This window comes from Micromonospora endolithica, from assembly GCF_003626595.1.
GTDB classification, from domain to species: domain Bacteria; phylum Actinomycetota; class Actinomycetes; order Mycobacteriales; family Micromonosporaceae; genus Micromonospora; species Micromonospora endolithica.
Genome location: NZ_RBAK01000006.1, coordinates 396,826 through 421,145, shown reverse-complemented (window position 1 = coordinate 421,145; position 24,320 = coordinate 396,826). Strand labels below are relative to the sequence as shown.

General features: G+C 72.7%; 19 protein-coding genes and 1 pseudogene. 12 read left to right on the top strand and 8 right to left on the bottom strand.

Going from position 1 to position 24,320, the window contains the following annotated elements:
* Nucleotides 1-270: 270 nt before the first annotated feature.
* Together D7223_RS18110 and D7223_RS18105 are read right to left on the bottom strand one after the other, a co-directional pair.
* Nucleotides 271-942: a class F sortase gene (locus D7223_RS18110; protein WP_120729608.1), complete on the bottom strand. Its 672-nt coding sequence runs from the start codon at nt 940-942 to the stop codon at nt 271-273.
* An 8-nt stretch (nt 943-950) separates the two neighbouring features.
* A complete protein-coding gene (locus D7223_RS18105; RefSeq protein WP_120729567.1) occupies nt 951-1,481 on the bottom strand; it encodes a hypothetical protein in 531 nt (176 codons plus the stop codon).
* A 136-nt stretch (nt 1,482-1,617) separates the two neighbouring features.
* Between D7223_RS18105 and trmB the strand changes: the two genes are divergently transcribed.
* From trmB to D7223_RS18085, 4 genes are all read left to right on the top strand, one after another.
* Nucleotides 1,618-2,343 carry a tRNA (guanosine(46)-N7)-methyltransferase TrmB gene (gene trmB, locus D7223_RS18100; RefSeq protein WP_120729566.1) on the top strand — a complete coding sequence of 242 codons (726 nt, stop codon included), beginning with the start codon at nt 1,618-1,620 and terminating at the stop codon, nt 2,341-2,343.
* Between the two features lie 76 nt (nt 2,344-2,419).
* Complete coding sequence (locus D7223_RS18095) at nt 2,420-4,924, top strand: DEAD/DEAH box helicase (protein ID WP_120729565.1); 2,505 nt, start codon at nt 2,420-2,422, stop codon at nt 4,922-4,924.
* 118 nt (nt 4,925-5,042) lie between these two features.
* Entirely contained in the window at nt 5,043-5,690 is a 648-nt protein-coding gene (locus D7223_RS18090; RefSeq protein ID WP_120729564.1) for a hypothetical protein, read from the top strand.
* A 187-nt stretch (nt 5,691-5,877) separates the two neighbouring features.
* On the top strand, nt 5,878-6,894 hold the full coding sequence (locus D7223_RS18085; protein ID WP_120729563.1) for an endonuclease domain-containing protein: 1,017 nt from the start codon (nt 5,878-5,880) through the stop codon (nt 6,892-6,894).
* 174 nt (nt 6,895-7,068) lie between these two features.
* Here D7223_RS18085 and D7223_RS18080 read toward each other — a convergent pair whose 3' ends face one another.
* From D7223_RS18080 to D7223_RS18065, 4 genes and pseudogenes are all read right to left on the bottom strand, one after another.
* A complete protein-coding gene (locus D7223_RS18080; protein WP_120729562.1) occupies nt 7,069-8,013 on the bottom strand; it encodes an ABC transporter substrate-binding protein in 945 nt (314 codons plus the stop codon).
* Nucleotides 8,014-8,269: 256 nt separating this feature from the next.
* Nucleotides 8,270-9,041, bottom strand: a pseudogene (locus D7223_RS18075) (ABC transporter ATP-binding protein); the annotation flags it as partial.
* Nucleotides 9,042-9,077: 36 nt separating this feature from the next.
* Nucleotides 9,078-10,139: a FecCD family ABC transporter permease gene (locus D7223_RS18070; protein WP_238162100.1), complete on the bottom strand. Its 1,062-nt coding sequence runs from the start codon at nt 10,137-10,139 to the stop codon at nt 9,078-9,080.
* Entirely contained in the window at nt 10,136-11,185 is a 1,050-nt protein-coding gene (locus D7223_RS18065) for a FecCD family ABC transporter permease (RefSeq protein ID WP_120729561.1), read from the bottom strand. Before D7223_RS18065 ends, D7223_RS18070 begins: the two co-directional genes overlap by 4 nt.
* Before the next feature lie 136 nt (nt 11,186-11,321).
* On the opposite strand from D7223_RS18065, the gene D7223_RS18060 reads away from it, so the two are divergent.
* Nucleotides 11,322-11,681 carry a YciI family protein gene (locus D7223_RS18060; RefSeq protein WP_120729560.1) on the top strand — a complete coding sequence of 120 codons (360 nt, stop codon included), beginning with the start codon at nt 11,322-11,324 and terminating at the stop codon, nt 11,679-11,681.
* 15 nt (nt 11,682-11,696) lie between these two features.
* Here D7223_RS18060 and D7223_RS18055 read toward each other — a convergent pair whose 3' ends face one another.
* Nucleotides 11,697-12,056, bottom strand: coding sequence for a cytidine deaminase family protein (locus D7223_RS18055; protein WP_120729559.1), 360 nt, complete (start codon nt 12,054-12,056; stop codon nt 11,697-11,699).
* Between the two features lie 129 nt (nt 12,057-12,185).
* Here D7223_RS18055 and hrpA point away from each other — a divergent pair, with 129 nt between their 5' ends.
* Nucleotides 12,186-16,238: an ATP-dependent RNA helicase HrpA gene (gene hrpA, locus D7223_RS18050; protein WP_120729558.1), complete on the top strand. Its 4,053-nt coding sequence runs from the start codon at nt 12,186-12,188 to the stop codon at nt 16,236-16,238.
* Between the two features lie 6 nt (nt 16,239-16,244).
* Here hrpA and D7223_RS18045 read toward each other — a convergent pair whose 3' ends face one another.
* Nucleotides 16,245-17,177, bottom strand: a complete 933-nt coding sequence (locus D7223_RS18045) for a LysR family transcriptional regulator (RefSeq protein ID WP_120729557.1) — start codon at nt 17,175-17,177, stop codon at nt 16,245-16,247.
* Between the two features lie 77 nt (nt 17,178-17,254).
* Between D7223_RS18045 and D7223_RS18040 the strand changes: the two genes are divergently transcribed.
* The 6 genes from D7223_RS18040 to D7223_RS18015 all read left to right on the top strand — a co-directional run bounded on the left by D7223_RS18040 (nt 17,255) and on the right by D7223_RS18015 (nt 24,248).
* Nucleotides 17,255-17,944, top strand: coding sequence for a succinate dehydrogenase cytochrome b subunit (locus tag D7223_RS18040; RefSeq protein ID WP_420330321.1), 690 nt, complete (start codon nt 17,255-17,257; stop codon nt 17,942-17,944).
* A 2-nt stretch (nt 17,945-17,946) separates the two neighbouring features.
* Complete coding sequence (locus tag D7223_RS18035) at nt 17,947-19,884, top strand: fumarate reductase/succinate dehydrogenase flavoprotein subunit (protein ID WP_120729555.1); 1,938 nt, start codon at nt 17,947-17,949, stop codon at nt 19,882-19,884.
* Nucleotides 19,881-20,645 carry a succinate dehydrogenase/fumarate reductase iron-sulfur subunit gene (locus D7223_RS18030; RefSeq protein WP_120729554.1) on the top strand — a complete coding sequence of 255 codons (765 nt, stop codon included), beginning with the start codon at nt 19,881-19,883 and terminating at the stop codon, nt 20,643-20,645. Before D7223_RS18035 ends, D7223_RS18030 begins: the two co-directional genes overlap by 4 nt.
* Nucleotides 20,646-21,023: 378 nt before the next feature.
* Entirely contained in the window at nt 21,024-22,208 is a 1,185-nt protein-coding gene (locus tag D7223_RS18025) for a zinc-dependent alcohol dehydrogenase (RefSeq protein ID WP_120729553.1), read from the top strand.
* Nucleotides 22,205-23,149: an SDR family NAD(P)-dependent oxidoreductase gene (locus tag D7223_RS18020; protein ID WP_120729552.1), complete on the top strand. Its 945-nt coding sequence runs from the start codon at nt 22,205-22,207 to the stop codon at nt 23,147-23,149. Before D7223_RS18025 ends, D7223_RS18020 begins: the two co-directional genes overlap by 4 nt.
* 85 nt (nt 23,150-23,234) lie before the next feature.
* On the top strand, nt 23,235-24,248 hold the full coding sequence (locus D7223_RS18015; protein ID WP_120729551.1) for a serine hydrolase: 1,014 nt from the start codon (nt 23,235-23,237) through the stop codon (nt 24,246-24,248).
* Nucleotides 24,249-24,320: the final 72 nt, after the last annotated feature.

Here is a 24,320-nt window from a genome sequence, read left to right as displayed (position 1 = left end):
GCAGAACGCACGCCGTTCTCCCGCCCTCACAGTTCTGACCTTCGACAAGCCAGAACCTAGGCAGGACAACGGCGTGCGCCATCACTGACGCGCCCAACCACCCACAGACACGTCACAAGACCCATAAATATTTCAGTCAGACATAACGCAATCGGAAGTCTGTGCCGCCAGGCGGGCAAGGACCCCGCCGTGCGGGCAGGAGGACCGCTGCGCGGGCAGGGCGACCGCTGCGCGGGCAGAGGGACCGCTGAAGGGCAAGCTCGTCCAGACTCACGGCTCCCGGGAGGACTGCAGCGTGGCGAAGGCGATCACGTTGTCGGCGTACCCGGTGCGCCCGCCGAGCCAGTCGCCGCCGCAGGTGATCAGGCGCAGCCCGGGCGGGCCCGAGTCGCCGTAGACCCGGTCGGCCGGCAGGCGGTCCTTCGGGAAGTGCTCCACCGAGTCGACCCGGAACACCACCACCGAGCGGTCCGCCCGGGTCACCTCGACGGTGTCGCCGGGGCGCAGCTTGTGCAGGTCGTGGAAGACCGACGGCCCGCGTTTGGTGTCGACGTGCCCGACGATCACCGCCGGCCCCGGCTCGCCCGGGGTGGGACCGCGGTCGTACCAGCCGGTCTCGTCGGCGCGTTCCAGGGGCGGTACGCCGATCGACCCGTCCCTGGCCTGGCCGACCGGTTCGACCGGGGCGGCGATGCCGATCGTGGGGACGGACAGGCGTACCGGCCGGCTCGCGGTCAGCCCGGCCCCCTCACCCCGGGCGGCACGGTCACCGGCGGACGTGGTGGCCCACTCGAACGGACCGGCGGTGCGGCCGAGACCGGCGCCGGTGGCGAAGACGCCGACCAGCACGAGCACCACCGCCAGCGGTACCGACCACGGGCTCCGGCCGGACCGGGGCCGGGCCGCGCCGGCGGCCCGGTTCGGGGGCGGTGAGGTGGTCATGGCCGTGGTCAGCGCCGGGCGACGCCACGGTCTCGGCGACGGGTCGACGCCACCCACACGACGAGGCCGGCCACGGTCAGCGCCACGCCACCGGGGAGCAGCAGGCCGCCGGCGGCGTTGCCGGCCGAGCCGCCGAACCCGGTTGCCGGGCCCCGACTGGAGGGCACCTTCTTGACCACCTGGAGCATCGTCGAGGCGGTCTCGCCGTCGCGGCACTCCAGCTTGACGCGGTAGTTGCCGGGGCGGGTGCGGTCGCGCACCATCGGCGCGGCGGTGAGCCTGCCGTACTGCGGCTGCACCTGCACCCGGCCGAACGCGTCGGAGACCACCACCGCGGGGATCGAGTTGTCCCGGCAGCTGGCCTTGATACCGACCAGGTAGCCCGGTTCGACGGTGCTCGGACTCACCTCGACGAAGACGGACGGCCCACCCGGCGACGGCTGCGGCGCCGCCGCGGCGGCGGGGACGGCCGCGAGGAACGGGCCGGCGAGCACGGCCATGATCGACAGCGCCAGGCCGCTTCGGGTCACCGTCACCACAACCCCCTCCCGGCGTACGCGTCGCGCACCGGTTCCGGACGCCACGCGCCCGTTTCGCCGTACGGGATGGATCCTCTCATCCCCGGTCGTACATCACATCCGATCCGGCGCGGTCGTCGCGTACGCTCGGGTGGTTGTGACCTCCACCGACGCGCACACCGCCACCGCCAGCCGCGGCATCCGCACCTTCCACCCGCGCCGCGGCCGGATGAGCGGCCGCCAGACGGAGGCCTTGGCGCGGCTGTGGCCGCTGCTCGGCGTCGTCGTGCCGGACGATCCCGCCACCGGCGTGGACCCGGTCGGGCTGTTCGGCCGGCGGGCGCCACTGGTGCTGGAGATCGGGTCCGGGATGGGCGACACCACCGTGACGATGGCCGCCGCCGATCCGGATCGAGACTATCTGGCGGTCGAGGTGCACACGCCCGGAATCGCCAACCTGCTGGACCTGGTCGAGCGACACGGCCTGGGCAACGTGCGGGTGGCCGAAGGCGACGCGTTGGACCTGGTCCGAGGGCTGCCGGAGGACTCGCTGGACGCGGTGCACGTGTTCTTCCCCGACCCGTGGCCGAAGTCCCGGCACCACAAGCGGCGGATCATCCAGCCCACCCACGTGGCCTTGCTGCGCTCGCGGCTGCGGCCGGGCGGGACGCTGCACTGCGCGACCGACTGGGCCGAGTACGCCGAGGCGATGCGGGTCACCCTTGACGGCGACCCGGGGTTGGTCAACGCCCACGACGGGTTCGCCCCACGTCCGGCGCACCGCCCGGTGACGAAGTTCGAACGCCGCGCCCTGGTCGCCGGCCGCCCGATCGCCGACCTGGTCTATGTAAGGAAGGGCCCCCTGTTAACGCCTGGTGCATAGGAAGGGCCCCTTCCTCACCCCGGGTGAGCGACCCGGCTGGCGCGGCGGGTGATGATCCAGGCACCATTGAGCCGCCATGACACTCACCGCCGCGCTGCCCAAGACCGCCGATCCCGACACCCTGTTCGACGCCTTCGCCGGTTGGGCGTCCGAGCGCGGCCTCGACCTCTATCCGCACCAGGAGGAGGCGGTCATCGAGATCGTCTCCGGCGCGAACGTGATCATGAATACGCCGACCGGCTCGGGCAAGAGCCTGGTCGCGATCGCGGCCCACTTCGCCGCCCTGGCCGACGACCGCACCAGCTTCTACACCGCGCCGATCAAGGCGCTGGTGTCGGAGAAGTTCTTCGCGCTCTGCGAGGTGTTCGGCGCGGAGAACGTCGGCATGCTCACCGGCGACGCCAGCGTCAACGCCGACGCGCCGATCATCTGCTGCACGGCGGAGATCCTGGCCAACCTGGCGTTGCGCGAGGGCACCCGGGCCGACGTCGGCCAGGTGGTCATGGACGAGTTCCACTTCTACGCCGAACCGGACCGGGGCTGGGCGTGGCAGGTCCCGCTGATCGAGCTGCCGCACGCGCAGTTCGTGCTGATGTCCGCCACGCTGGGCGACACCACCCGCTTCGTCGACGACCTGACCCGGCGTACCGGCCGGCCGACCGCCGTCGTCCGCTCGGCCGAGCGGCCGGTTCCGCTCCTCTTCTCGTACGCGATGACCCCGCTGCACGAGACCCTGGAGGAGCTGCTGGAGACCAAGCAGGCCCCGGTGTACGTCGTGCACTTCACCCAGGCCGCCGCGCTGGAGCGGGCACAGGCGCTGATGAGCGTCAACGTCTGCACCCGGGCGGAGAAGGACCTGATCGCCACCGCGATCGGGAACTTCCGGTTTACCTCGGGCTTCGGCAAGACGCTGTCCCGGCTGGTGCGGCACGGCATCGGCGTGCACCACGCCGGCATGCTGCCCAAGTACCGCCGGCTGGTGGAGACCCTCGCCCAGGCCGGCCTGCTCAAGGTCATCTGCGGCACCGACACCCTCGGCGTGGGCATCAACGTGCCGATCCGCACGGTGCTGTTCACCGGCCTGTCCAAGTACGACGGGGTACGCACCCGACTGCTCAAGGCCCGCGAGTTCCACCAGATCGCCGGGCGGGCCGGCCGGGCCGGGTTCGACACCATCGGCCGGGTCGTCGTGCAGGCCCCCGAACACGTCATCGACAACGAGAAGGCCCTGGCCAAGGCCGGCGACGACCCGAAGAAGCGGCGCAAGGTGGTCAAGAAGAAGCCGCCGGAGGGCTCGATCGGCTGGGGCGAGCCGACCTTCAACCGCCTGGTCGAGGCCGAGCCGGAGCCGCTGACCTCCAGCTTCCAGGTCAGCCACTCGATGCTGCTCAACGTCATCGGCCGCCCCGGTGACGCGTTCGCCGCGATGCGGCACCTGCTCACCGACAACCACGAGGACGCCGCCGCCCAGCGCCGGCACATCCGCCGGGCCATCGCCATCTACCGGGCGCTGAGGGCCGGCGGCGTGGTCGAGCAGCTCGACGAGCCGGACGAGACCGGCCGCCGGGTCCGGCTCACCGTCGACCTCCAGCTCGACTTCGCCCTCAACCAGCCGCTGTCCCCGCTGGCGCTGGCCGCGATCGAGCTGCTCGACGAGGCGTCCCCGTCGTACGCCCTGGATGTGCTCTCGGTGATCGAGTCGATCCTCGACGACCCGCGCCAGGTGCTCTCCGCGCAGCAGTTCAAGGCCCGCGGCGAGGCGGTCGCCGCGATGAAGGCCGAGGGCATCGAGTACGAGGCCCGCCTCGAACTGCTCGACGAGGTGACCTGGCCCAAGCCGCTGGCCGAGCTGCTCGGGGCGGCGTACGAGATGTACCGGCAGGGCCACCCCTGGGTCGCCGACCACCAGCTCTCCCCCAAGTCGGTCGTCCGCGACATGTACGAGCGCGCGATGACCTTCACCGAGTACGTGCAGTTCTACTCGCTGACCCGCTCCGAGGGCCTGGTGCTGCGGTACCTCGCCGACGCGTACAAGACGCTGCGGCAGACCGTGCCCGAGGACGCCAAGACCGACGAGCTGGTCGACCTGATCGAGTGGCTGGGCGAGCTGGTCCGGCAGGTCGACTCCAGCCTGATCGACGAGTGGGAGCGGTTGCGCAACCCGTCGGACGTGGCCGACGTGGCGTCGTCGCTGGACGACCGGCCGGCGGCGGTCACCCGCAACACCCGGGCCTTCCGGGTGCTGGTGCGCAACGCCCTGTTCCGCCGGGTCGAGCTGGCCGCGCTGCGCCGCTGGGACCTGCTCGGCGACCTGGACTCCGCGCACGGGTGGGACGCCGACGCGTGGGCGGACGCGCTGGAGCCGTACTTCGAGTCGTACGACGGGATCGGGGTCGGGCCGGACGCGCGCGGCCCGGCGCTGCTGATGATCGAGCAGGGCCGGGAAAGGTGGACGGTCCGGCAGATCCTGGACGACCCGGACGGCGACCACGACTGGGGCATCAGCGCCGAGGTCGACCTGGCCGCCTCCGACGAGGCGGGCGCCGCGGTCGTCCGGATCACCGACGTCGGCCAGCTCTGACATTTCTTTTCCAGGGCCGCCCGGGATGTCCGGGCGGCCCTTTTCGTGCCCTGCGCGATGTCACCCCCGTCGATTAGAATGTATGTACTAATCGAGTTGTTGACCTGGGAGGATGCACGTGACTGCGCCCACCTCCACCGCCCCGCTCACCCCCTACGCCACCCTCCTCGGGTTCACCCGCTACGTCGACCGCACCGGCCCGACCAAGGCCACCTTCGTCGGCGGGCTGCGCAAGCAGCGGGCCAGCCGTTCCGGCTTCAACCCGCACGGTCAGTTCGTCAAGGCGCTCAAGGCCGACGTCGCCTTCCACACCGGCGGCACCCACCTCGACCAGGTGGTCGACGTGGTCAAGCCGCGCTGGCGCCCGCTCTACCAGGCGCTCGTGCCGGGCGCGACCACCTGGCTGCACTCCCTCGGCGAGCCGCGCGACGTCGACCTCGCCCAGACCCGTGACGCCCTCGCCATGCTGGGCGACCTTCCTGTCAAGATCAACCCCCACTTCGGCGTACGGCACGCCGACGGCCGCGTCGAGGCGGTCCGCCTGCACTTCGACGAGGCCCCGCCCAGCGAGGAGGCGGTGCTCGCCACGCTGCACCTGATGTCCCGCCACATGGACGCGGTCCTGCCGCACGCCGAGCCGGTCCTGGTCGACGTGCGACGGGGCGAGTCCCACCGCATGCCCGAGGGCGCCAAGCCCGAGCAGATCGAGCAGTGGCTGGCCGGCGAGGCCGCCGCCTTCCAAGCCATCTGGTCCACCGCCGCCTGACCCCGCACGCGTCCGCACACCGCACACCGCACACCCGCCGGCAAGATCACGCTGGATCCGGGAAGTAGTGGCCTCGGAGCGGCTTGGAGGTCATTACTTCCCTGTTCGAGCACGATCGTGGAAGGGGACACCCCGGCTTGTCCACCAGGGGCATCGCGCTCGGGGCGGATCGGGCAGCGTCGGGGGCATGCCGAAGGCTCCTCGACGCCCGCCCCCGCTGCGGGGGCGGATCTTCCGCGGCTCGACCGCCATCTCGCGCGGACTGCTGACTCGCAACGACCTACGGAGTTCGGCGTGGCGTCCACTGTTCCGGGACGTCTACGCCGACGCGGCCCTCCGGATCACCGATCGGCAACGGTGCCGGGCCGCCCTCCGGTGGTTGCTCCCGGCCGGCTCCGCCATCGCCGGGCGCTCCGCCGCAGCGCTCTACGGCGTCGGCCAGTCGACGATCGACGGGCCCATCGACGTGCTGGTACCGACCGCACCGACTCCCCACCCGACCACCACCGACCCCCCGACCACCGGGACAGCCACCACCGGTGCCCTCACTGCCCCGACGTCCGGCCGGGCCGGGGGGTGCCGGAAGGCGAGGCGGATCGGGCCGACGGCGGGGCTGCGGATCCACCGGGCGCTCGTCGAGCGCGCCGACGTCGTGGAACGCGACGGGGTCACCGTGACCACGCCGGCCCGGACCTGCTGGGACGTCGCTCGTTGGCACGATGTCGTCGAGGCGGTCGTGATCATCGAAGCGTTGCTGGCCCGACGGCTCGTCACCGTGCCGGCCCTGCGGGACTACGCGTTGACGCGGGCCGGCCGCCGTGGCTGGCGGGCGATGCTGCGGGCGGTCGGGTTGGCCGATCCGGGAGCGGAATCGCCGCAGGAGTCCCGGACCCGGGTCCGACTCCAACTGGCTGGTCTGCCCCGGCCCCGGACGCAGTGGGTGGTCACCGACGGCGGGCGGTTCGTCGCCCGGCTCGACCTGGCCTGGCCGGAGTGCAAGGTGGCGGTCGAGTACGACGGTCTGTGGCACGACGAGCCGGGGCAGCTCCACCACGACCGGCGCCGACTCAACCGACTTCTCGGCGGCGAGTGGATCGTGCTGCACGTGACGTCGAGGCGGTTGCGGGAGGACTTCGACGGGTTCGTGGCCGAGGTACGCGCCGCCCTCCGCTCCCGCGGACTCCCCAGCCGGCCCCGACCGTGACCGCTGTCCAAGATCGCGCTCGAACAAGGAAGTAGTGGCCTCCCCGACGGTGGGAGGCCACTACTTCACGGATCGAGCACGATCTTGCGCACGGCGCACGGCGCACGGCGCACGGCGCACCGCGCACGGCGGCGCGGCGCACGCGCACGCGCACCGCGCGCGGGGTGGGGTGGGTCAGGCGGTCAGGTACTTTGCCAGGTCGTCGAGGATCTTGTTGGCGGCGCCGACGCCGATGCCGGTCATCCACACCTCGTCGCTGACCACGTGGGCCTTGCCCGCCTTGACCGCGGACAGGTTCTTCCAGAGGGTGCCGCCGGTCACCGTGGCCTGCTCGGCGGCGGCCTTCTCGCCGTACGCGGTCACGAACACCACGTCGCCGTCCACCTCGTTGATCCGCTCGGCGCTGACCAGGTCGAAGCGCTTGTCCTCCTTGTCGGCGAGCTGCTGCCGCTCAGGGCGGCCGAGGCCGGTGTCGCCGACGACGATGCCGGAGAACGAGTCCGGGCCGTACACCCGGATGGCGCCGGGGATGAACCGCACGATGGAGATCTCGCGGGTCGCGGCGTCGCCCAGCGACGCGCCGAAGTCCGCCGCCCGCTTCTCGTAGGTGTCGAGCAGATCGCGGGCCTGCTGTTCCCTGCCGAGGGCCTTGCCGTCGAGGAGAAGGTTCTCCTTCCAGGTGATGCCGACCTTCTCGGTGAACACGGTCGGCGCGATGGCGGCCAGCTCGTCGTAGAACTTCTCCTGGCGGAACTTGCTGCCCAGGATCAGGTCCGGGTTGAGGGCGTTGATCGCCTCCAGGTCGGGCTCGGTGAGCACGCCGACCTCGGTGATGCCGGCGAGCTGGTCCGCGCCGAAGTAGGTCGGCCAGCTCTTCGCCTCACCGGCGGTGGCGGCGCCGACCGGCTTCACGCCGAGGGAGAGCGCGGTGTCGATCTTGTCGGTGTCGAGCACCACGACCCGCTTGGGGTCGACCGGCACCTTGGTGGTGCCCATGGCGTGGGTGATCTCCCGGGTCTCCCCGGTGGTGGTGCCGGCGACCGGGTCGCTCTCACCGCAGGCGGTGAGACCGACGCCGAGGGCGAGCGCCGCGGTGAGCGCGGCGGCGAGACGACGCATCAGGTTCCTTTCGACAGGTACGAGCCGGTGCGCGGGGTCTCCGCGCGGGCCGGTCAGGGGTGGCGGGCCACCGGGGTGGTGGCCGCCGGAGCGGGGTGCGCGGGCGCCCCGGCCTCGGCCGGGGAGGTGGTCGCCGGGTTCCCGGCCCCGGCCACGACGGAGTCCCCGGTGGCAGGGGCAGGCACGGCGGCGGGGGCAGGCACAGCGGCAGGGGCAGGCACGGCGGCGGCCCCGGTGGGGCCGGCGAGGGACGGGCAGGTCAGACCGGGCACCACCAGCGGCGCACCGGTCACCGGGCAGGGCACCACGACGCAGTCCAGGCCGAAGACCTCGCGGACCAGGTCGGCGGTGAGGATCTCCCGGGGTGCTCCGGTGGCCACGACGGCGCCGGAGCGCATCGCGACGAGGTGGTCGGCGTACCGGGCCGCCTGGTTGAGGTCGTGCAGCACGGCCACCACGGTGCGGCCCCGCTCGGCGCGCAGCCGGTGCAGCAGGTCCAGCACCTCCACCTGGTGGGCCAGGTCGAGGAACGTGGTCGGCTCGTCGAGCAGCAGCGCGTCGGTGTCCTGGGCGAGGGTCATGGCGATCCAGACCCGCTGCCGCTGCCCGCCGGAAAGGGTGTCCACCGGCCGGTCAGCCAGGCCGGCGACGTCGGCCAGGGCCATCGCCCGGTCCACCGCCGCGCCGTCGTCGGCCGACCACTGCCGCCACCACCGCTGGTACGGCTGCCGGCCCCGGCCGACCAGGTCGGCGACGGTGACACCCTCGGGCACCAGCGGGCTCTGCGGCAGCACGCCGAGCCGGCGGGCGACCTCACGGGTGGGCAGGTCGCGGATCGCGGCGCCGTCGAGCAGCACCGTGCCACGCCGCGGGGTGAGCAGGCGGGCCATGGTGCGCAGCAGGGTGGACTTGCCACAGGCGTTGGGGCCGACGATGACGGTGAACGCGTCGGCGGGCAGGTCCAGGTCCAGGCCGTCCAGCACGGTCCGCTCGTCGTAGCCGGCGACCAGGTCACGGGTGGACAGCATCACGCCTCCCCTGCGGGGGTCGAGGAAAGAGTCTGGTCACGAAGGCCTCCGGCGGCCGCGCAGCAGCAGGAACATCAGGTACGGGCCGCCGATGGCGGCGGTGAGCACCCCTGCGGGGAGCTGGGTGGGGGCGAACAGCCGGCGTCCGGCGAGGTCGGCGAGGACCAGCAGCAGCGCGCCGACCAGCGCCGCGCAGACCATCGGCGGGCGTTCGGCGCGGACCAGCCGGCGGGCCAGTTGCGGGGCGACCAGGGCGACGAAGTCGACCGCGCCGACCTGCGCGGTGACCATCGCGGCGACCACCACCCCGGTGCCGGCGAGCCCGATCCGGCGGGCCACCGGGCGCAGCCCGATCCCCCGGGCGGTGTCGTCGTCCAGGGCGCTGCTGTTGAGTGCCCAGCCGGCCCAGGCGAGCACCGGCAGCAGCACGGCGAGCGTCGCGGCGATCCACACCGTCTCGGTCCAGCCCTTGCCGGCCAGCGTGCCGATCAGCCAGATCTGGGCCCGCAGCCCGTCGATCGGGTCGGCGGTGAGCAGGACCACCTCGGTCACCGCCCGCAGCGCGAACGCGACGGCGACACCGGCCAGCACGAAACGCTGCGCGGCCAGCCCGTGCCGGGCACCGAGGGCGAGCAGCAGCACCGCGGCGGCCAGCCCGCCGAGCAGCGCGCTGGGCGCGACGAGGACGGCGGCGGCGCCGCTGGTCAGGGCGATCGTGGCGGCCAGTCCGGCGCCCTGGGTGATGCCGATGATGTCGGGGCTGGCCAGGGGGTTGCGGGCCACGCTCTGGATCAGCGTGCCGGCCACCCCGAACGCCGCGCCGGCCGCCGCCGCCAGCACCAGGCGGGGCAGCCGAAGGTCCAGGACCACCAGGTCGTACGGGGTGCCGGCGCCGGAGAGCGCGCGCAGCACGTCGGGGGTGGCGACGTACGGGGTGCCCAGGGAGAGGCTGAGCACCCCGGCGACCAGCAGCAGCCCGGTCGTCACCACGCCGACCAGCACGGCCCGGCGGCGAACCTGGAGGCTGACCGGGCCGAGCCGCAGCAACGTGCGCCCGGGAAGTCCGGCGGTCCGCGTCGGCCGGGTGAGCGCGGTCATGCGGTCACCACCTTGGCCCGGCGGACCAGGATCGCCAGCAGCGGGGCGCCGATCAGGGCGGTGACGATGCCGGCCGGCACCTCCCCCGGCGGGTCGACCAGGCGGCCGACCACGTCGGCGCCGAGCAGCAGGGCCGGGCCGAGCAGGGCGGAGACCGCGAGGGTCCAGCGGTGGTCGGCGCCGACGAGGGCGCGGGCGAGGTGCGGCACGGCGAGGCCGACGAAGGCGATCGGGCCGGCGGCGGCGACGGCGGCGCCGGTGAGCAGGACGGCGGCGGCGCCCCCGCCGAGGCGGACCAGCCCGATGCGGTGGCCGAGTCCCCGGGCCACGTCGTCGCCGAGGGCGAGCGCGTCGAGTCCCCGGGCGACCAGAGTGGCCAGCGCCAGGCCGGCGAGGACGAACGGGAGCACCTGGGTGGCGACCGACAGGTCCCGGCCGGTCAGCCCGCCGACCACCCAGAACCGGTACTCCTCGAAGGTGCGGGCGTCGATGCTGAGCAGCGCGTACACGGCGGAGGCGAGGCTGGCGTCGAGGGCCGCGCCGACCAGCGCGAGGGTGACCGGGCTCGCGCCGTCGCGGGCCCGTGCGGCGACGGCGAAGACGAGTACGCCGGCGCCGAGCGCGCCGGCGATGCCGAACCAGACGTACCCGGCGAGGGTGCTCACCCCGAACACGGCGATGGCCAGCACCACGCCGAACGAGGCGCCGGCGCTGATGCCCAGGATCCGCGGCTCGGCCAGCGGGTTGCGGGTGAGCGCCTGGAGGAGAACCCCGGCGACGGCCAGCGCGAGGCCGACGATCAGGCCGAGGGCGGTCCGCGGCGTCCGCAGTTCCCGGACGATGGTGGTGGCCTCGCCGCCGTCGGGGGCGACCAGCGCGTCCCACACCTGTCCGACGCCGAGCGGCCGGCTGCCCAGCGCGAAGCTGGCCAGGACCGCGAGCACCAGCACCAGCGCGGCGGCGACGGTGACCGTCACGCGGCGGCCGGTCCGCCGGGCCGGCCGGGTGCCGGCGACCGGGGCGGTCGGGGTGGCGAGGGTGGTCACGATTCTCCTGCGTAGCGGTGCTTAGGTTCGCCTTACCTTAACCCCCGCACTTAGGTGAACCTAACTCGCCGTTGTCGATCCGACCCGTCCTGCCTGAAGGCGCACCGGTGGCCTGCTACGGCCCTACGCTGGGAGGATGCGATTCGACCAGCACACGGTCGTGCTCCTGGCGCGCCCGCCGGACGCGCCGGAGCTGCCGCTCGAGGCGGCGGACCGGTTGCAGGACGCCCACCTCGCCCACCAGGCGGGGTTGGTGGACCAGGGGCTGGTACTCGCCGCGGGCCCGTTCGTCCAGACCGACGACGAACGGCTGCGCGGCTTCGTGGTGCTGTCGGTGGACCCGGTGGCGGCCCGCGAGCTGTACGCCAACGACCCGGCCGTCCGCGCCGGGCGGCTGGCCGTGCAGGTGATGAGCTGGATGGTGCCCGAGGGCATCCTGCGCTTCGAGAGCGTGCCGGTGCCCCGGTCGATGCTGGAGGCCGCCGCCGGCGACTGAACGGCGGCGGCGACCTCAGTCCTGGATCGGCACCACCCGTGGCGCGTCCGTCGGCCCGACGATCACCCGGATGGCCGGGAGGTGGTCGCCCAGGACCTGCCGGCAGCGCCCGCAGGGTGCCAGGATCTCCCGCCCCCGGTCCCCCACCACCACGATCGTCTCCAGGTCGGTGACGCCCTGGGTGGCGGCGGTGCCCACCGTCACCACCTCGGCGCACGTCTCGCCGGTGGCGTGCCGCACGTTCACCCCGGTGAAGACCCGGCCGTCGGCGGTCCGCGCGGCGGCGGCGACCGTGTGGCGCGCGTCGCGACAGCGCAGCTTGGCGACCGCCGTGGCGGCCTGCACCAGCGCCCGGTCGGTGTCCCGCATCGTCATCGTTGGTCCCCCGTACGCCCCGGTGGTCGTCCGGGCCGGGCCCGGAGACGTCGGTCAACTGTAGGACGGCGGCGGCCGGCGGTAACCCGGGGGCGGTACGGCGGCGGGCTGCCTATCCTTGGCGACGACATGCAGAATCCAGCCACCTCCGCCGCGCCCGACTCCGTCCGCGACCTGCACCGCCGCATCGCCCCGCTGATGTTCCGTGACCAGCGCCGGCTGTCCCGGCGGCTGGACGGCGTACGGAAGCTGCGCGAGTCCGACCGGCGCGCGTCGGCGTTGGCCGAGATCGCCGCCGACGTGGCGCGGGCCGAGGCGCGACTGGCCGCGCGGCGGGCCGCGGTGCCGGTGATCACCTACCCGGCGGGCCTGCCGGTCAGCGAGCGCAAGGACGACCTGGCCGCCGCGATCCGCGACCACCAGGTGGTGATCGTGGCCGGCGAGACCGGCTCGGGCAAGACCACCCAGCTGCCGAAGATCTGCCTGGAGCTGGGGCGCGGCGTGACCGGCCTGATCGGGCACACCCAGCCCCGGCGGCTGGCCGCCCGGACGGTCGCCGACCGGATCGCCGAGGAGCTGGGCACCGAGCTGGGTGACGTGGTCGGCTACAAGGTCCGCTTCGCCGACCAGGTCAGCGATCGCAGCCTGGTCAAGTTGATGACCGACGGCATCCTGCTCGCCGAGTTGCAGACCGACCGGATGCTCCGCCAGTACGACACGCTGATCATCGACGAGGCGCACGAGCGCAGCCTGAACATCGACTTCATCCTGGGCTACCTGCGGCAGCTGCTCCCCCGCCGACCGGACCTGAAGGTGATCATCACCTCGGCGACCATCGAGACCGACCGGTTCGCGAAGCACTTCGCCGGGCCGCCGACGCAGGAGCACCCCGACGGCGTGCCGGCGCCGGTGGTCGAGGTGTCCGGGCGGACGTACCCGGTCGAGGTCCGCTACCGGCCGCTGGTGGAGGTCACCGAGGACGACGACTCCGACGACGAGGAGAACGTCCGCGACCAGATCCAGGCCATCGGCGACGCGGTGCAGGAACTGGCCGCCGAGGGGCCGGGCGACATCCTGGTCTTCCTCTCCGGCGAACGGGAGATCCGGGACACCGCCGACGCCCTGGCCAAGCTGGTGCAGTCCAAACGGTCGCTGCTGGGCACCGAGATCCTGCCGCTGTACGCCCGGTTGTCCGCCGCCGAACAGCACCGGGTCTTCGCCCCGCACGCCGGCCGGCGGGTGGTGCTGGCCACCAACGTGGCGGAGACCTCGCTGACCGTGCCCGGCATCAAGTACGTGGTGGACCCGGGCACCGCCCGGATCTCCCGCTACTCGCACCGGTTGAAGGTGCAGCGGCTGCCCATCGAAGCGGTGTCGCAGGCGTCGGCCAACCAGCGCAAGGGCCGCTGCGGGCGGACCTCCGACGGCATCTGCGTCCGGCTCTACGACGAGCAGGACTTCGCCTCCCGGCCGGAGTTCACCGACCCGGAGATCCTGCGTACCAACCTCGCCTCGGTCATCCTCCAGATGACCGCGATCGGGCTCGGCGACATCGCCGCCTTCCCGTTCATCGACCCACCGGACCGGCGCAACATCGCCGACGGCGTCAACCTGCTGCACGAGCTGGGCGCGCTGGACCCGGCCGAGGCCGACCCGGCGAAGCGGCTCACCGCGTCGGGTCGGCGGCTGGCCCAGCTCCCGGTGGACCCGCGACTGGCCCGGATGGTCCTGGAGGGCGAGCGCAACGGCTGTGCCACCGAGGTGATCGTGATCGCCGCCGCGCTGTCCATCCAGGACCCGCGCGAGCGGCCCGCCGACCGGCAGGCCCAGGCCGACCAGGCGCACGCCCGGTTCGCCGACGCCGAGAGTGACTTCGTGGCGTACCTCAACCTGTGGCGCTACCTGCGCGAGCAGCAGCGGGCGCTGTCCTCCAGCGCGTTCCGCCGGATGTGCAAGGCGGAGTACCTGAACTACCTGCGGGTCCGCGAGTGGCAGGACATCGTCAGCCAGTTGCGCCAGGTCCTGCGTACGCCCGAGGGGGGCGACGGGCGGCGCGGCCGGGGCGGCGCGACGGAGGCCGCGCCCGACGGAGGGCGGCGCGACCGGGGCGCGGACCTGCCGGAGGAGATCGACACCCCGAAGGTGCACCAGTCGCTGCTGCCCGGCCTGCTGTCCCACGTCGGGCTGAAGGACGCCCAGAAGCACGAGTACCTGGGCGCGCGGGGGGCGAAGTTCGCGCTGTTCCCCGGGTCGGCGCTGTTCCGGAAGCCGCCGCGCTGGGTGATGGCCTCCGAGCTGGTGGAGACCTCCCGGCTGTGGGGGCGGGTCAACGGGCGGGTCGAGCCGGAGTGGGTCGAGCCGCTGGCCCAGCACCTGGTGAAGCGCAGCTACAGCGAGCCGCACTGGGAGAAGAAGCAGGCGGCGGTGCTGGCCTACGAGAAGGTCACCCTGTACGGCGTCCCGCTGGTCACCGCCCGGAAGGTCAACTTCGGACGGATCGACCCGGCGCTGAGCCGGGAGCTGTTCATCCGGCACGCCCTGGTGGAGGGCGACTGGCAGACCCACCACGGGTTCTGGCAGGACAACAGGCGGCTGCTCGGCGAGATCGAGGAACTGGAGAGCCGCGCCCGGCGGCGGGACATCCTGGTCGACGACGAGACCATCTTCCAGTTCTACGACGAGCGGATCCCCGCCGACGTGGTCTCCGGGCGGCACTTCGACGCCTGGTGGAAGAAGGCCCGCCGGGAACGGCCCGACCTGCTCACCTTCACCCGCGACCTGCTGGTCAACGCCGGTCGCGGCGGGGTGGACGAGGCCGACTACCCGGACCGGTGGAGCACCGAGGGGGTGAGCCTGCCGCTGACGTACCGCTTCGAGCCGGGCACCGCCACCGACGGCGTCACCGTGGACATCCCGCTGCCGCTGCTCAACCAGGTGCCCGCGGAGAGCTTCGACTGGCAGGTGCCCGGCCTGCGCGAGGAGCTGGTCATCGCGCTGATCCGGTCGCTGCCCAAGGCGATCCGGCGCAACTTCGTCCCGGTGCCCGACTACGCCCGCGCCGCGCTCGCCGCGATGCCGGCCGGCGAGGAGCCGCTGCTGGACGCGCTGACCCGGCAGCTGCGCCGGATGACCGGGGTCACCGTGCCCCGGGACGCCTGGGACGTGCCGAAGCTCCCCGCGCACCTGCGGGTCAGCTTCCGGGTCCTCGACGAGAACGACAAACCGGTCGCCGAGGGCAAGGACCTGCCGGCCCTGCAACGTCAGCTCAAGGCGGAGGTACGCCAGGTCGTCGCCGCCGCCGCGCCGGACGTCGCGCGCACCGGGCTGACCGAGTGGAGCATCGACGATCTTCCTCGCACCATCGAGCAGGTGCGGGCCGGGTACGCCGTCACCGCGTACCCGGCGCTGGTGGACGAGGGCACCACCGTCGGGGTGAAGGTGTTCGACTCCGCCGCCGAGCAGGAGGCCGCGCACTGGGCCGGGACCCGACGCCTGCTGCGGCTGACCGTGCCGTCCCCGGCGAAGTTCCTCCAGGGACGGCTGAGCAACGAGGCGAAGCTGGCGCTGAGCCGCAACCCGCACGGCGGCGTGCAGGAGCTGATCTCGGATGCCGCCGGGGCCGCCATCGACCGGCTGATCGCCGACGCGGGCGGTCCGGCCTGGGACGCCGACGGCTTCGCCGTGCTGCGCGACAAGGTCCGCGCCGAGCTGGTGGACACCGTCGTCGAGGTGATGGACCGGGTGCGGAAGGTGCTCGCCGCCGGGTACGCCGTCGAGCAGCGCCTCGGCGCGACCCGGAACCTGGCCGTGGTGGCCGCTCTCGCGGACATCCGGGCCCAACTGAACGGGCTGGTGCACAAGGGGTTCGTCACCGAGGCGGGGTACGCCCGCCTGCCCGACCTGCTGCGCTACCTCACCGCGATCGAGCGGCGGCTGGACCGCCTCGGCGGCAACCCGGCCCGGGACAAGCAGCAACAGGACCGGATCGCGGTGGTGCAGAAGGAGTACGCCGACCTGCTCGCCGCGTTGCCGCCGTCGAAGCGGCAGTCGGCGGCGGTCCGGCAGATCCGCTGGATGATCGAGGAACTGCGGGTGAACGTGTTCGCCCAGGCGCTCGGCACCCCGTACCCGGTCTCCGAGCAGCGCATCTACCGGGCGATGGACGACGCCGAGGGTCGCTGAGCCGGCTCAGTTCAGCGGTTCGACGCCGGGCGGCAGCTCGGCGGTCGCGGTAGCGTCGCGGACGTAGTCCAGCAGGATCCGGCGCAGCTCGCGCCCGGCGTTGGTGGGCACCACGTCGCGGCGGCGGGCCACCGCGATGGTCCGCCGTACGCCGGGTGGGGCCAGCGGGGTGACCCGGACGCCCGGGCGGCGGGCGACCACGATGCCGGGCACCACCGCGACGCCCAGCCCGGCCTCGACGAAGCTGAGCACCGCGTCCATCTCGCCGCCGTCGACCGCCACGGTCGGCTCGAAGCCGGCGGCGCGGCAGGCCTGGAGGGTGGCGTCGCGCAGGTCGTAGCCCTCGCGGAACATCACCATCGGCTCGTCGCGCAGGTCGGTGATGCGCAGCTGCCCGGTGCCGGTGGCGGCCGGCAGGTCCCGCACCGAGGCGACGACCAGGCTCTCCCGCAGGATCGGGTCGGCGCGCAGCCCGGGGTCGGCGCCCTGCCCCGGCATGATGATCAGGGCCAGGTCGAGGTCACCGCGGAGCAGGTCGCGGACCAGGTCCTGGGAGCCGCCCTCGGTGACCTTCAGGTCGACCGTCGGGTGGGCGTCGCGGAAGCGGCGCAGCACCGGCGGCGCCAGCGAGGTGGCCAGGCTGGGGGTGGCGCCCAGGCGTACCCGGCCGCGCCGTAGCCCGACCAGCTCCTGCACCTCGCGGGTCGCGGTGTCCACGTCGGCGAGGATCCGCGTGGCCAGCGGGAGCAGCACCTCGCCGGCGGCGGTGAGAGAGATGTTGCCCCTTACCCGCTCGAACAGCGGCGCACCGAGGTCGGTCTCCAGGGCGTGAATTTGCTTACTCAACGAGGGCTGGGTTATGCCGACGATGTCGGCGGCCTGGGTGAAATGTCGTACTTCTGCGACCGCCACGAAGTACCGGAGCTGATGGAGCTGCATCTACATAGCTTATGGCTATCAAGACTGCGAGGTCGATGCATTGGACGACTGATCAAATCACTCCTAGCGTCGGTCGGGTGGTAGTCACGAGAACTCGGTCGCCCATCCGCTCGAACGTCGGCCTGAAGGCCGTCATGGCGGTGACGGGCATCGTCCTGGTGTTGTTCCTCATCGCGCACATGCTCGGCAACCTGAAGATCTTCACCGGCGCGGTCTCCTTCAACCACTACGCGGAGTGGTTGCGCGAGCTGGGTGCGCCGCTGCTGCCCGGTGTGTGGGCCCTGTGGATCCTGCGGATCGGGCTCGTGGTGGCCGTGGTCGCGCACATCTGGGCCGCCACCACGCTCGCCGTCCGCGCCCGCGCCGCCCGCCCGGTCCGGTACGCCCACCGCAGCAAGGTGCAGGGCAGCTACGCGGCCCGCACGATGCGCTGGGGTGGGGTGATCATCCTGCTCTTCGTGATCTACCACATCCTGGACCTGACCACCGGCACGCTGAACCCGGTCGGCGACCCCACCCGCCCGTACGCCAACGTCGTCGCCGACTTCGCGCCCGAGCGCTGGTACGTCACGCTCTTCTACACCCTGGCGATCGTCACCATCGGCTTCCACCTGCGGCACGGCGTGTTCAGCGCGCTGCGCAGCCTCGGCCAGCAGACCCCGCGCGGCGAGCGCCGGGCCCGGGCCGTGGCGCTGGTCTTCGCCGTCGCGCTCTGCGCCGGCTACCTGGTGGTCCCGTTCGCCGTACTCACCGGATTGGTGTCCTGACCATGGATCTCTTCACCGAGGGCGACCCGGTCGCCGACACGAAGGCACCCGAGGGCCCGGTCGAGAAGCGCTGGGAGACCCGGCGCTTCGAGGCCAAGCTGGTCAACCCGGCCAACCGCCGCAAGATGACGGTGATCGTGGTCGGCACCGGTCTGGCCGGCGGCTCGGCCGCCGCGACGCTCGCCGAGCAGGGCTACCGGGTCAAGTCCTACTGCTACCAGGACAGCCCCCGCCGGGCGCACTCCATCGCCGCGCAGGGCGGCATCAACGCCGCCAAGAACTACCGCAACGACGGCGACTCGGTGCACCGGCTGTTCTACGACACCGTCAAGGGCGGTGACTTCCGCTCCCGCGAGTCGAACGTGCACCGGCTGGCCGAGGTGTCGGTCAACATCATCGACCAGTGCGTCGCCCAGGGCGTGCCGTTCGCCCGCGAGTACGGCGGCCTGCTGGACACCCGCTCCTTCGGCGGCGCACAGGTGCAGCGCACCTTCTACGCCCGGGGCCAGACGGGCCAGCAGCTGCTGCTCGGCGCGTACCAGGCGCTGGAGCGGCAGATCGGCCTGGGCAACGTCGAGATGAACGCCCGGCACGAGATGCTGGAGCTGATCGTGGTCGACGGCAAGGCCCGCGGCATCGTCGTGCGGGACATGGTCACCGGCGAGATCACCACCGAGTTCGCGGACGCCGTCGTGCTGGCCTCCGGCGGCTACGGCAACGTCTTCTACCTCTCCACCAACGCCAAGGGCTGCAACGTCACCGCCACCTGGCGGGCGCACCGCAAGGGCGCGTACTTCGCCAACCCCTGCTACACGCAGATCCACCCGACCTGCATCCCGGTCTCCGGCGACCACCAGTCGAAGCTGACCCTGATGAGCGAGTCGCTGCGCAACGACGGCCGGGTGTGGGTGCCCAAGGCCAAGGGCGACGACCGCGCGCCCCGGGACATCCCGGAGGACGAGCGGGACTACTACCTGGAGCGGATCTACCCGTCGTTCGGCAACCTGGTGCCCCGCGACATCGCCTCCCGGGCCGCCAAGAACGTGTGCGACGAGGGCCGCGGCGTGGGCCCGAGCAAGCTCGGCGTCTACCTGGACTTCGCCGACGCCATCGACCGCCTCGGCCGCCAGGCCATCGAGGCCAAGTACGGCAACCTCTTCGAGATGTACGAGCGGATCACCGGCGAGGACCCGTACGAGGTCCCGATGCGGATCTACCCCGCCGTGCACTACACGATGGGCGGCCTGTGGGTCGACTACGACCTCCAGTCGACCATCCCCGGCCTGTTCGTGATCGGTGAGGCCAACTTCTCCGACCACGGCGCGAACCGGCTCGGCGCCTCGGCGCTGATGCAGGGCCTCGCCGACGGGTACTTCGTGCTGCCCACCACGATCGCCAACTACCTGGCCGCCGGGCCGTTCGAGCCGGTGCAGGCCAGCCACCCGGCGGTGGTGGAGGCGCGACGCGACGTCGAGGACCGGATCCAGCGGCTGCTGGCGGTCGACGGCGACCGGACCGTCGACTCGTTCCACCGCGAGCTGGGCCAGATCATGTGGGAGCACTGCGGCATGGAGCGCTCCGAGGCCGGGCTGCGCAAGGCGATCGACGAGATCCGGGCGCTGCGCGAGCAGTTCTGGCAGCGGGTCCGGGTGCCGGGCGACGGCGAGGGCCTCAACCAGTCGCTGGAGAAGGCCGGCCGGGTGGCCGACTTCTTCGAGCTGGCCGAGCTGATGTGCATCGACGCCCTGCACCGCGAGGAGTCCTGCGGCGGCCACTTCCGGGCCGAGCACCAGACCGCCGACGGCGAGGCGCAGCGCGACGACGACCGGTTCGCCTACGTCGCGGCCTGGGAGTTCACCGCCACCGGCGAGCCCGCGGTGCTGCACAAGGAAGACCTGAAGTTCGAGTACGTCCACCCCACGCAGCGGAGCTACAAGTGAACCTGACCCTGCGCATCTGGCGCCAGTCCGGCCCTCAGGACAAGGGTCGGATGGTGACCTACAAGGTCGACGACGTCTCCCCGGACATGTCGTTCCTGGAGATGCTCGACGTGCTCAACGAGCGGCTGATCCTCGCCGGTGAGGAACCGGTGGCGTTCGACCACGACTGCCGCGAGGGCATCTGCGGCATGTGCGGCCTCATGATCAACGGCAACGCGCACGGGCCGCAGCGCGGCACCACCGCCTGCCAGCTGCACATGCGGCAGTTCTCCGACGGCGACACGATCGACATCGAGCCCTGGCGGGCCCGCGCCTTCCCGGTCATCAAGGACCTGGTCGTCGACCGGGACGCCTTCGACCGGATCATCGCCGCCGGCGGGTACGTCACCGCGCCCACCGGCAGCGCCCCGGAGGCCCACTCCACCCCGGTGGCCAAGGCCAACGCGGACGCCGCTTTCGAGTCGGCGGCCTGCATCGGCTGCGGCGCCTGCGTGGCGGCCTGCCCCAACGGCTCCGGCATGCTGTTCACCGCCGCCAAGGTCACCCAGCTGTCGCTGCTGCCGCAGGGCCAGCCCGAGCGGTACACCCGGGTCATCGGCATGGTCGACGCCCACGACGAGGCGGGCTTCGGCGGCTGCACCAACGCCGGCGAGTGCACGGTCGTCTGCCCGAAGGGCATCCCGCTGAACACCATCGGCCGGCTCAACCGCGACTACCTCGCCGCCACCCGCAAGGGCGGGAGCAACACCCCGGGTTCCTGAGTCCCGGCTCTGGCCCCCGCCCGGGCCTCGGCTCGGCCTCCGACGCCATGACGACGATGCCGCCGCATCCCACCGGGTGCGGCGGCATCGTCGCACCGCGCCGGGGCAACCGATGGGGGTCCACACGCTGTCGAGCTGAGTCATCCACGACATCACGGACGCCTCAGGGCCGACCGGACCGGGCCACCGTGCATGATCCACTCGGGATCGGTGAAGTCGGGGCGTCCGACCCCCTCCGACGGACCGATTTCAGTGAAGCCGAGTGGACCATGTCCGTCGGCTGTCGGAGCGTGCCCGTCAGAAGCGCGTGGAGGTCGATTCAAGTGCCGGTGTACGGGTAGCACTCCTCGGGAAGGCGAAGACGAGGGGGAATCCGGCATGAAGGCACTGACCTGGCAGGGCAAGCGGGACGTACGGGTCGAGGAGGTGCCCGACCCCCGGATCGAGGAGCCGACCGACGCGATCGTCCGGATCACCTCCACCGCGATCTGCGGTTCGGACCTGCACCTGTACGAGGTGCTCGGGCCGTACCTGAAGCCGGGCGACGTGCTCGGCCACGAGCCGATGGGCATCGTCGAGGAGGTGGGGTCGGGGGTCACCCGACTGAAGCCGGGTGACCGGGTGGTCGTCCCGTTCAACATCTCCTGCGGCTCGTGCTGGATGTGCGAACGCCAGCTGTACGCGCAGTGCGAGACGACGCAGGTCACCGCCGAGGGCAAGGGTGCCTCGCTGTTCGGCTACACCTCGCTCTACGGTTCGGTGCCCGGTGGGCAGGCGGAGTATCTGCGGGTGCCGCACGCCCAGTTCGGCCCGATCAAGGTGCCCGACGTCGGGCCCGACGAGCGGTGGCTCTACCTGTCGGACATCCTGCCGACCGCGTGGCAGGCGGTGAAGTACGCGGACACCCCGCCCGGCGGCACCCTGGCCGTGTTCGGGCTGGGGCCGGTGGGTCAGTTCAGCGCCCGGATCGGCCGGCACCTCGGCGCCGACCGGGTGATCGGCCTCGACCTGGTGCCGGAGCGGCTGGAGATGGCCCGGCGGCACGGCATCGAGGTGCTCGACGTCAGCAAGATCGACGACGTGTCGAGCGCGCTGATCGACCTGGTCGACGGCCGGGGCCCGGACGCGGTGATCGACGCCGTCGGCATGGAGGCGCACGGCTCCACCAGCGGCAAACTCGCCCAAACCGCCGCCGGCCTGCTGCCGGACAAGCTCGCCCAGACGATGATCGACAAGGTCGGTGTGGACCGGCTGGTCGTGCTCAAGGCCGCGCTGAAGGCGGTGCGGCGTGGTGGCACGGTCTCAATCTCCGGCGTGTACGGCGGCGAGGTCGACCCGATGCCGCTGATGGAGATGTTCGACCGGGGCGTCCAGCTGCGGATGGGCCAGTGCCACGTCCGCCGGTGGACCGACGAGATCATCCCGCTGCTCTCCGGCGACGACGACCCGCTGGGCGTGGAGGACCTGCGGACCCACCGGGTGCCGTTGGCGCAGGCGCCGGACGCGTACGAGATGTTCCAGAAGAAGCAGGACGGGTGCATCAAGGTCGTGCTCGCGCCGTGAGTCGTACCGTGGTCGTCACCGGCGCGACCAGCGGGATCGGCCGGGCGGCGGCCCGGGAGTTCGCGGGGCGCGGGGACCGTCTGGTCCTCGCGGCCCGCTCTCGGACCACCCTGGCCGAGGTACGCGGCGAGTGCGAGAAGATCGGCGCGGAGGTGCTGGCCGTCCCGACGGACGTCACCGCCGACGGTGCCCTGGAGGCCCTGACCGACGCGGCGGTCACCCGCTTCGGCGGCGTCGACGTGTGGGTGCACACCGCGGCGGTGATGGCGTACGGGCGCTTCGAGGAGACCCCGGAAAGAGTGTTCGAGCAGGTGGTCCGCACCGACCTGCTCGCCGCCGCGGGAGCGGCCCGGGTGGCGTTGCGGCACTTCCGGGCCACCGGCGGCGGGACGCTGATCCTCACCGGATCGGTGCTGGGGCACATCACCGCGCCGTTCATGAGTGGGTACGTGGCCAGCAAGTGGGGCCTGCAGGGGCTCGCCCGGGCGTTGCAGCAGGAGGCCCGGGAGACGCCCGGGGTGAACGTCTGCATCGTCACCCCGGGCAGTGTGGACACGCCGGTCTACCAGCAGGCGGCCAACTACCTGGGCCGGATCGGCCGCCCGCCGCTGCCGATCACCTCGCCGGAGCGGGTCGCCCGGGCCATCGTGGACTGCGCGGACCGGCCCCGGCGGGAGGTGTCGGTGGGGCGGGTCAACCTCGTGATGCGGTTCGGGTTCACCCTGCTGCCCGGTGTCTACGACGTCCTGGTCGTCCCGCTGATGCGCATCGCCGGGCTGACCAACCGGCCGGTGGCGCCGCACGAGGGGACCGTGTTCACCCCGAACCCGGCAGGCGAGTCGGTACGCGGCGGTTGGCTGCCCGACCTCGCGCAACTGGCCCGCGGCGTCGGCGAGTTGCCCGCGTCGATCGGCGGCGCGGTACGGCGACGGCTGCGGTGAGCACGTGCGGGATCACCGGCGTCGATCATTTCGCCTAGGGTGGTGGGCCGGGAAGCGCTCCGGCCCACCACGACGGGAGAGACGATTGACCATCCGGTTGAACCGCAGGACCGCACTGGGACTGGGCACCGTGGCCACGGCCGGCACGGTGCTCGGCACGTCCGGCGCCGCCTCCGCCGCACCCGGGAACGCCGAGCCGGCCCCGACCACCCCGGCCCGGGCCGCCCGCCGGGTCGCCGCCGCCTACCAGCGGGAGACCACCCGGGCCGGCGGGAACTGGCAGGCGTACGTCAGCGTCGCCGACCCGGCCGGCGCGCCGGTGGTCGCGGTGGCCGACGAGGCCGACCGGCGGATCGAGGCGTACAGCGTCAACAAGATCGCGGTCGCCGCGGCGGTGCTGGACAAGGTCGACCGGGGACTGCTCACCCTCGACCAGCAGGTCGAGGTGACCGCCGCGATCGTGGTGCCCGGCGGCGACGGCATCTTCAGCCTGGACGGCGCGTACCCCAGCGCGGTGACGCTCGGCCACGCGCTGGCCGCCCTGCTGACGGTCAGCGACGACACCGCCGTCCGGCTCTGCGGCCTGGTCTGCCCGGCCGCCGAGATCAACCAGATCCTGCGGGACAAGGGCTTCGTGAACACGCAGGTGCAGCCGGTGGCCAACCCGAACCGGTTCTTCCTCGGCACCAGCACCCCCCGGGAGACCCACGACCTGCTGCGGGCGCTGGTCGGCGGGACGCTGCTGTCCCCGGCGTCCACCGGGTACGTGCTGAAGCTGCTGCGCTCCCCCATCGCGTACACCGACGGGATCCGGCGAGAGATGTCGTCGGCGCAGCGGGCGCGGATCGCCACCAAGGCCGGCTGGTACGCCGACGCCCGGCACGAGGCCGGCGTGGTGTTCGACGCGGCCGGGGCGCCCGTGCTGACGTACGCCCTCTTCGCCGACGGCCAGGCCGGCGCGGACGACTTCGGGGCGACCCACCCGGCGGTGGCGGCCCGGGCCCGGCTCGGCCCGCGTCTCCTGGCGGCCGTCGACCGCCTCACCGGCGTGGGCGTGACCCACCGCGCCGCCCCGCACCGTCCCAGCAACGGCGGCTGAGTAAGGAAGGGCCCCTTCCTAACGCCTCCGGTAGAGGAGGGGCCCCTTCTTAACGCCGGGAGCTACCGTGTA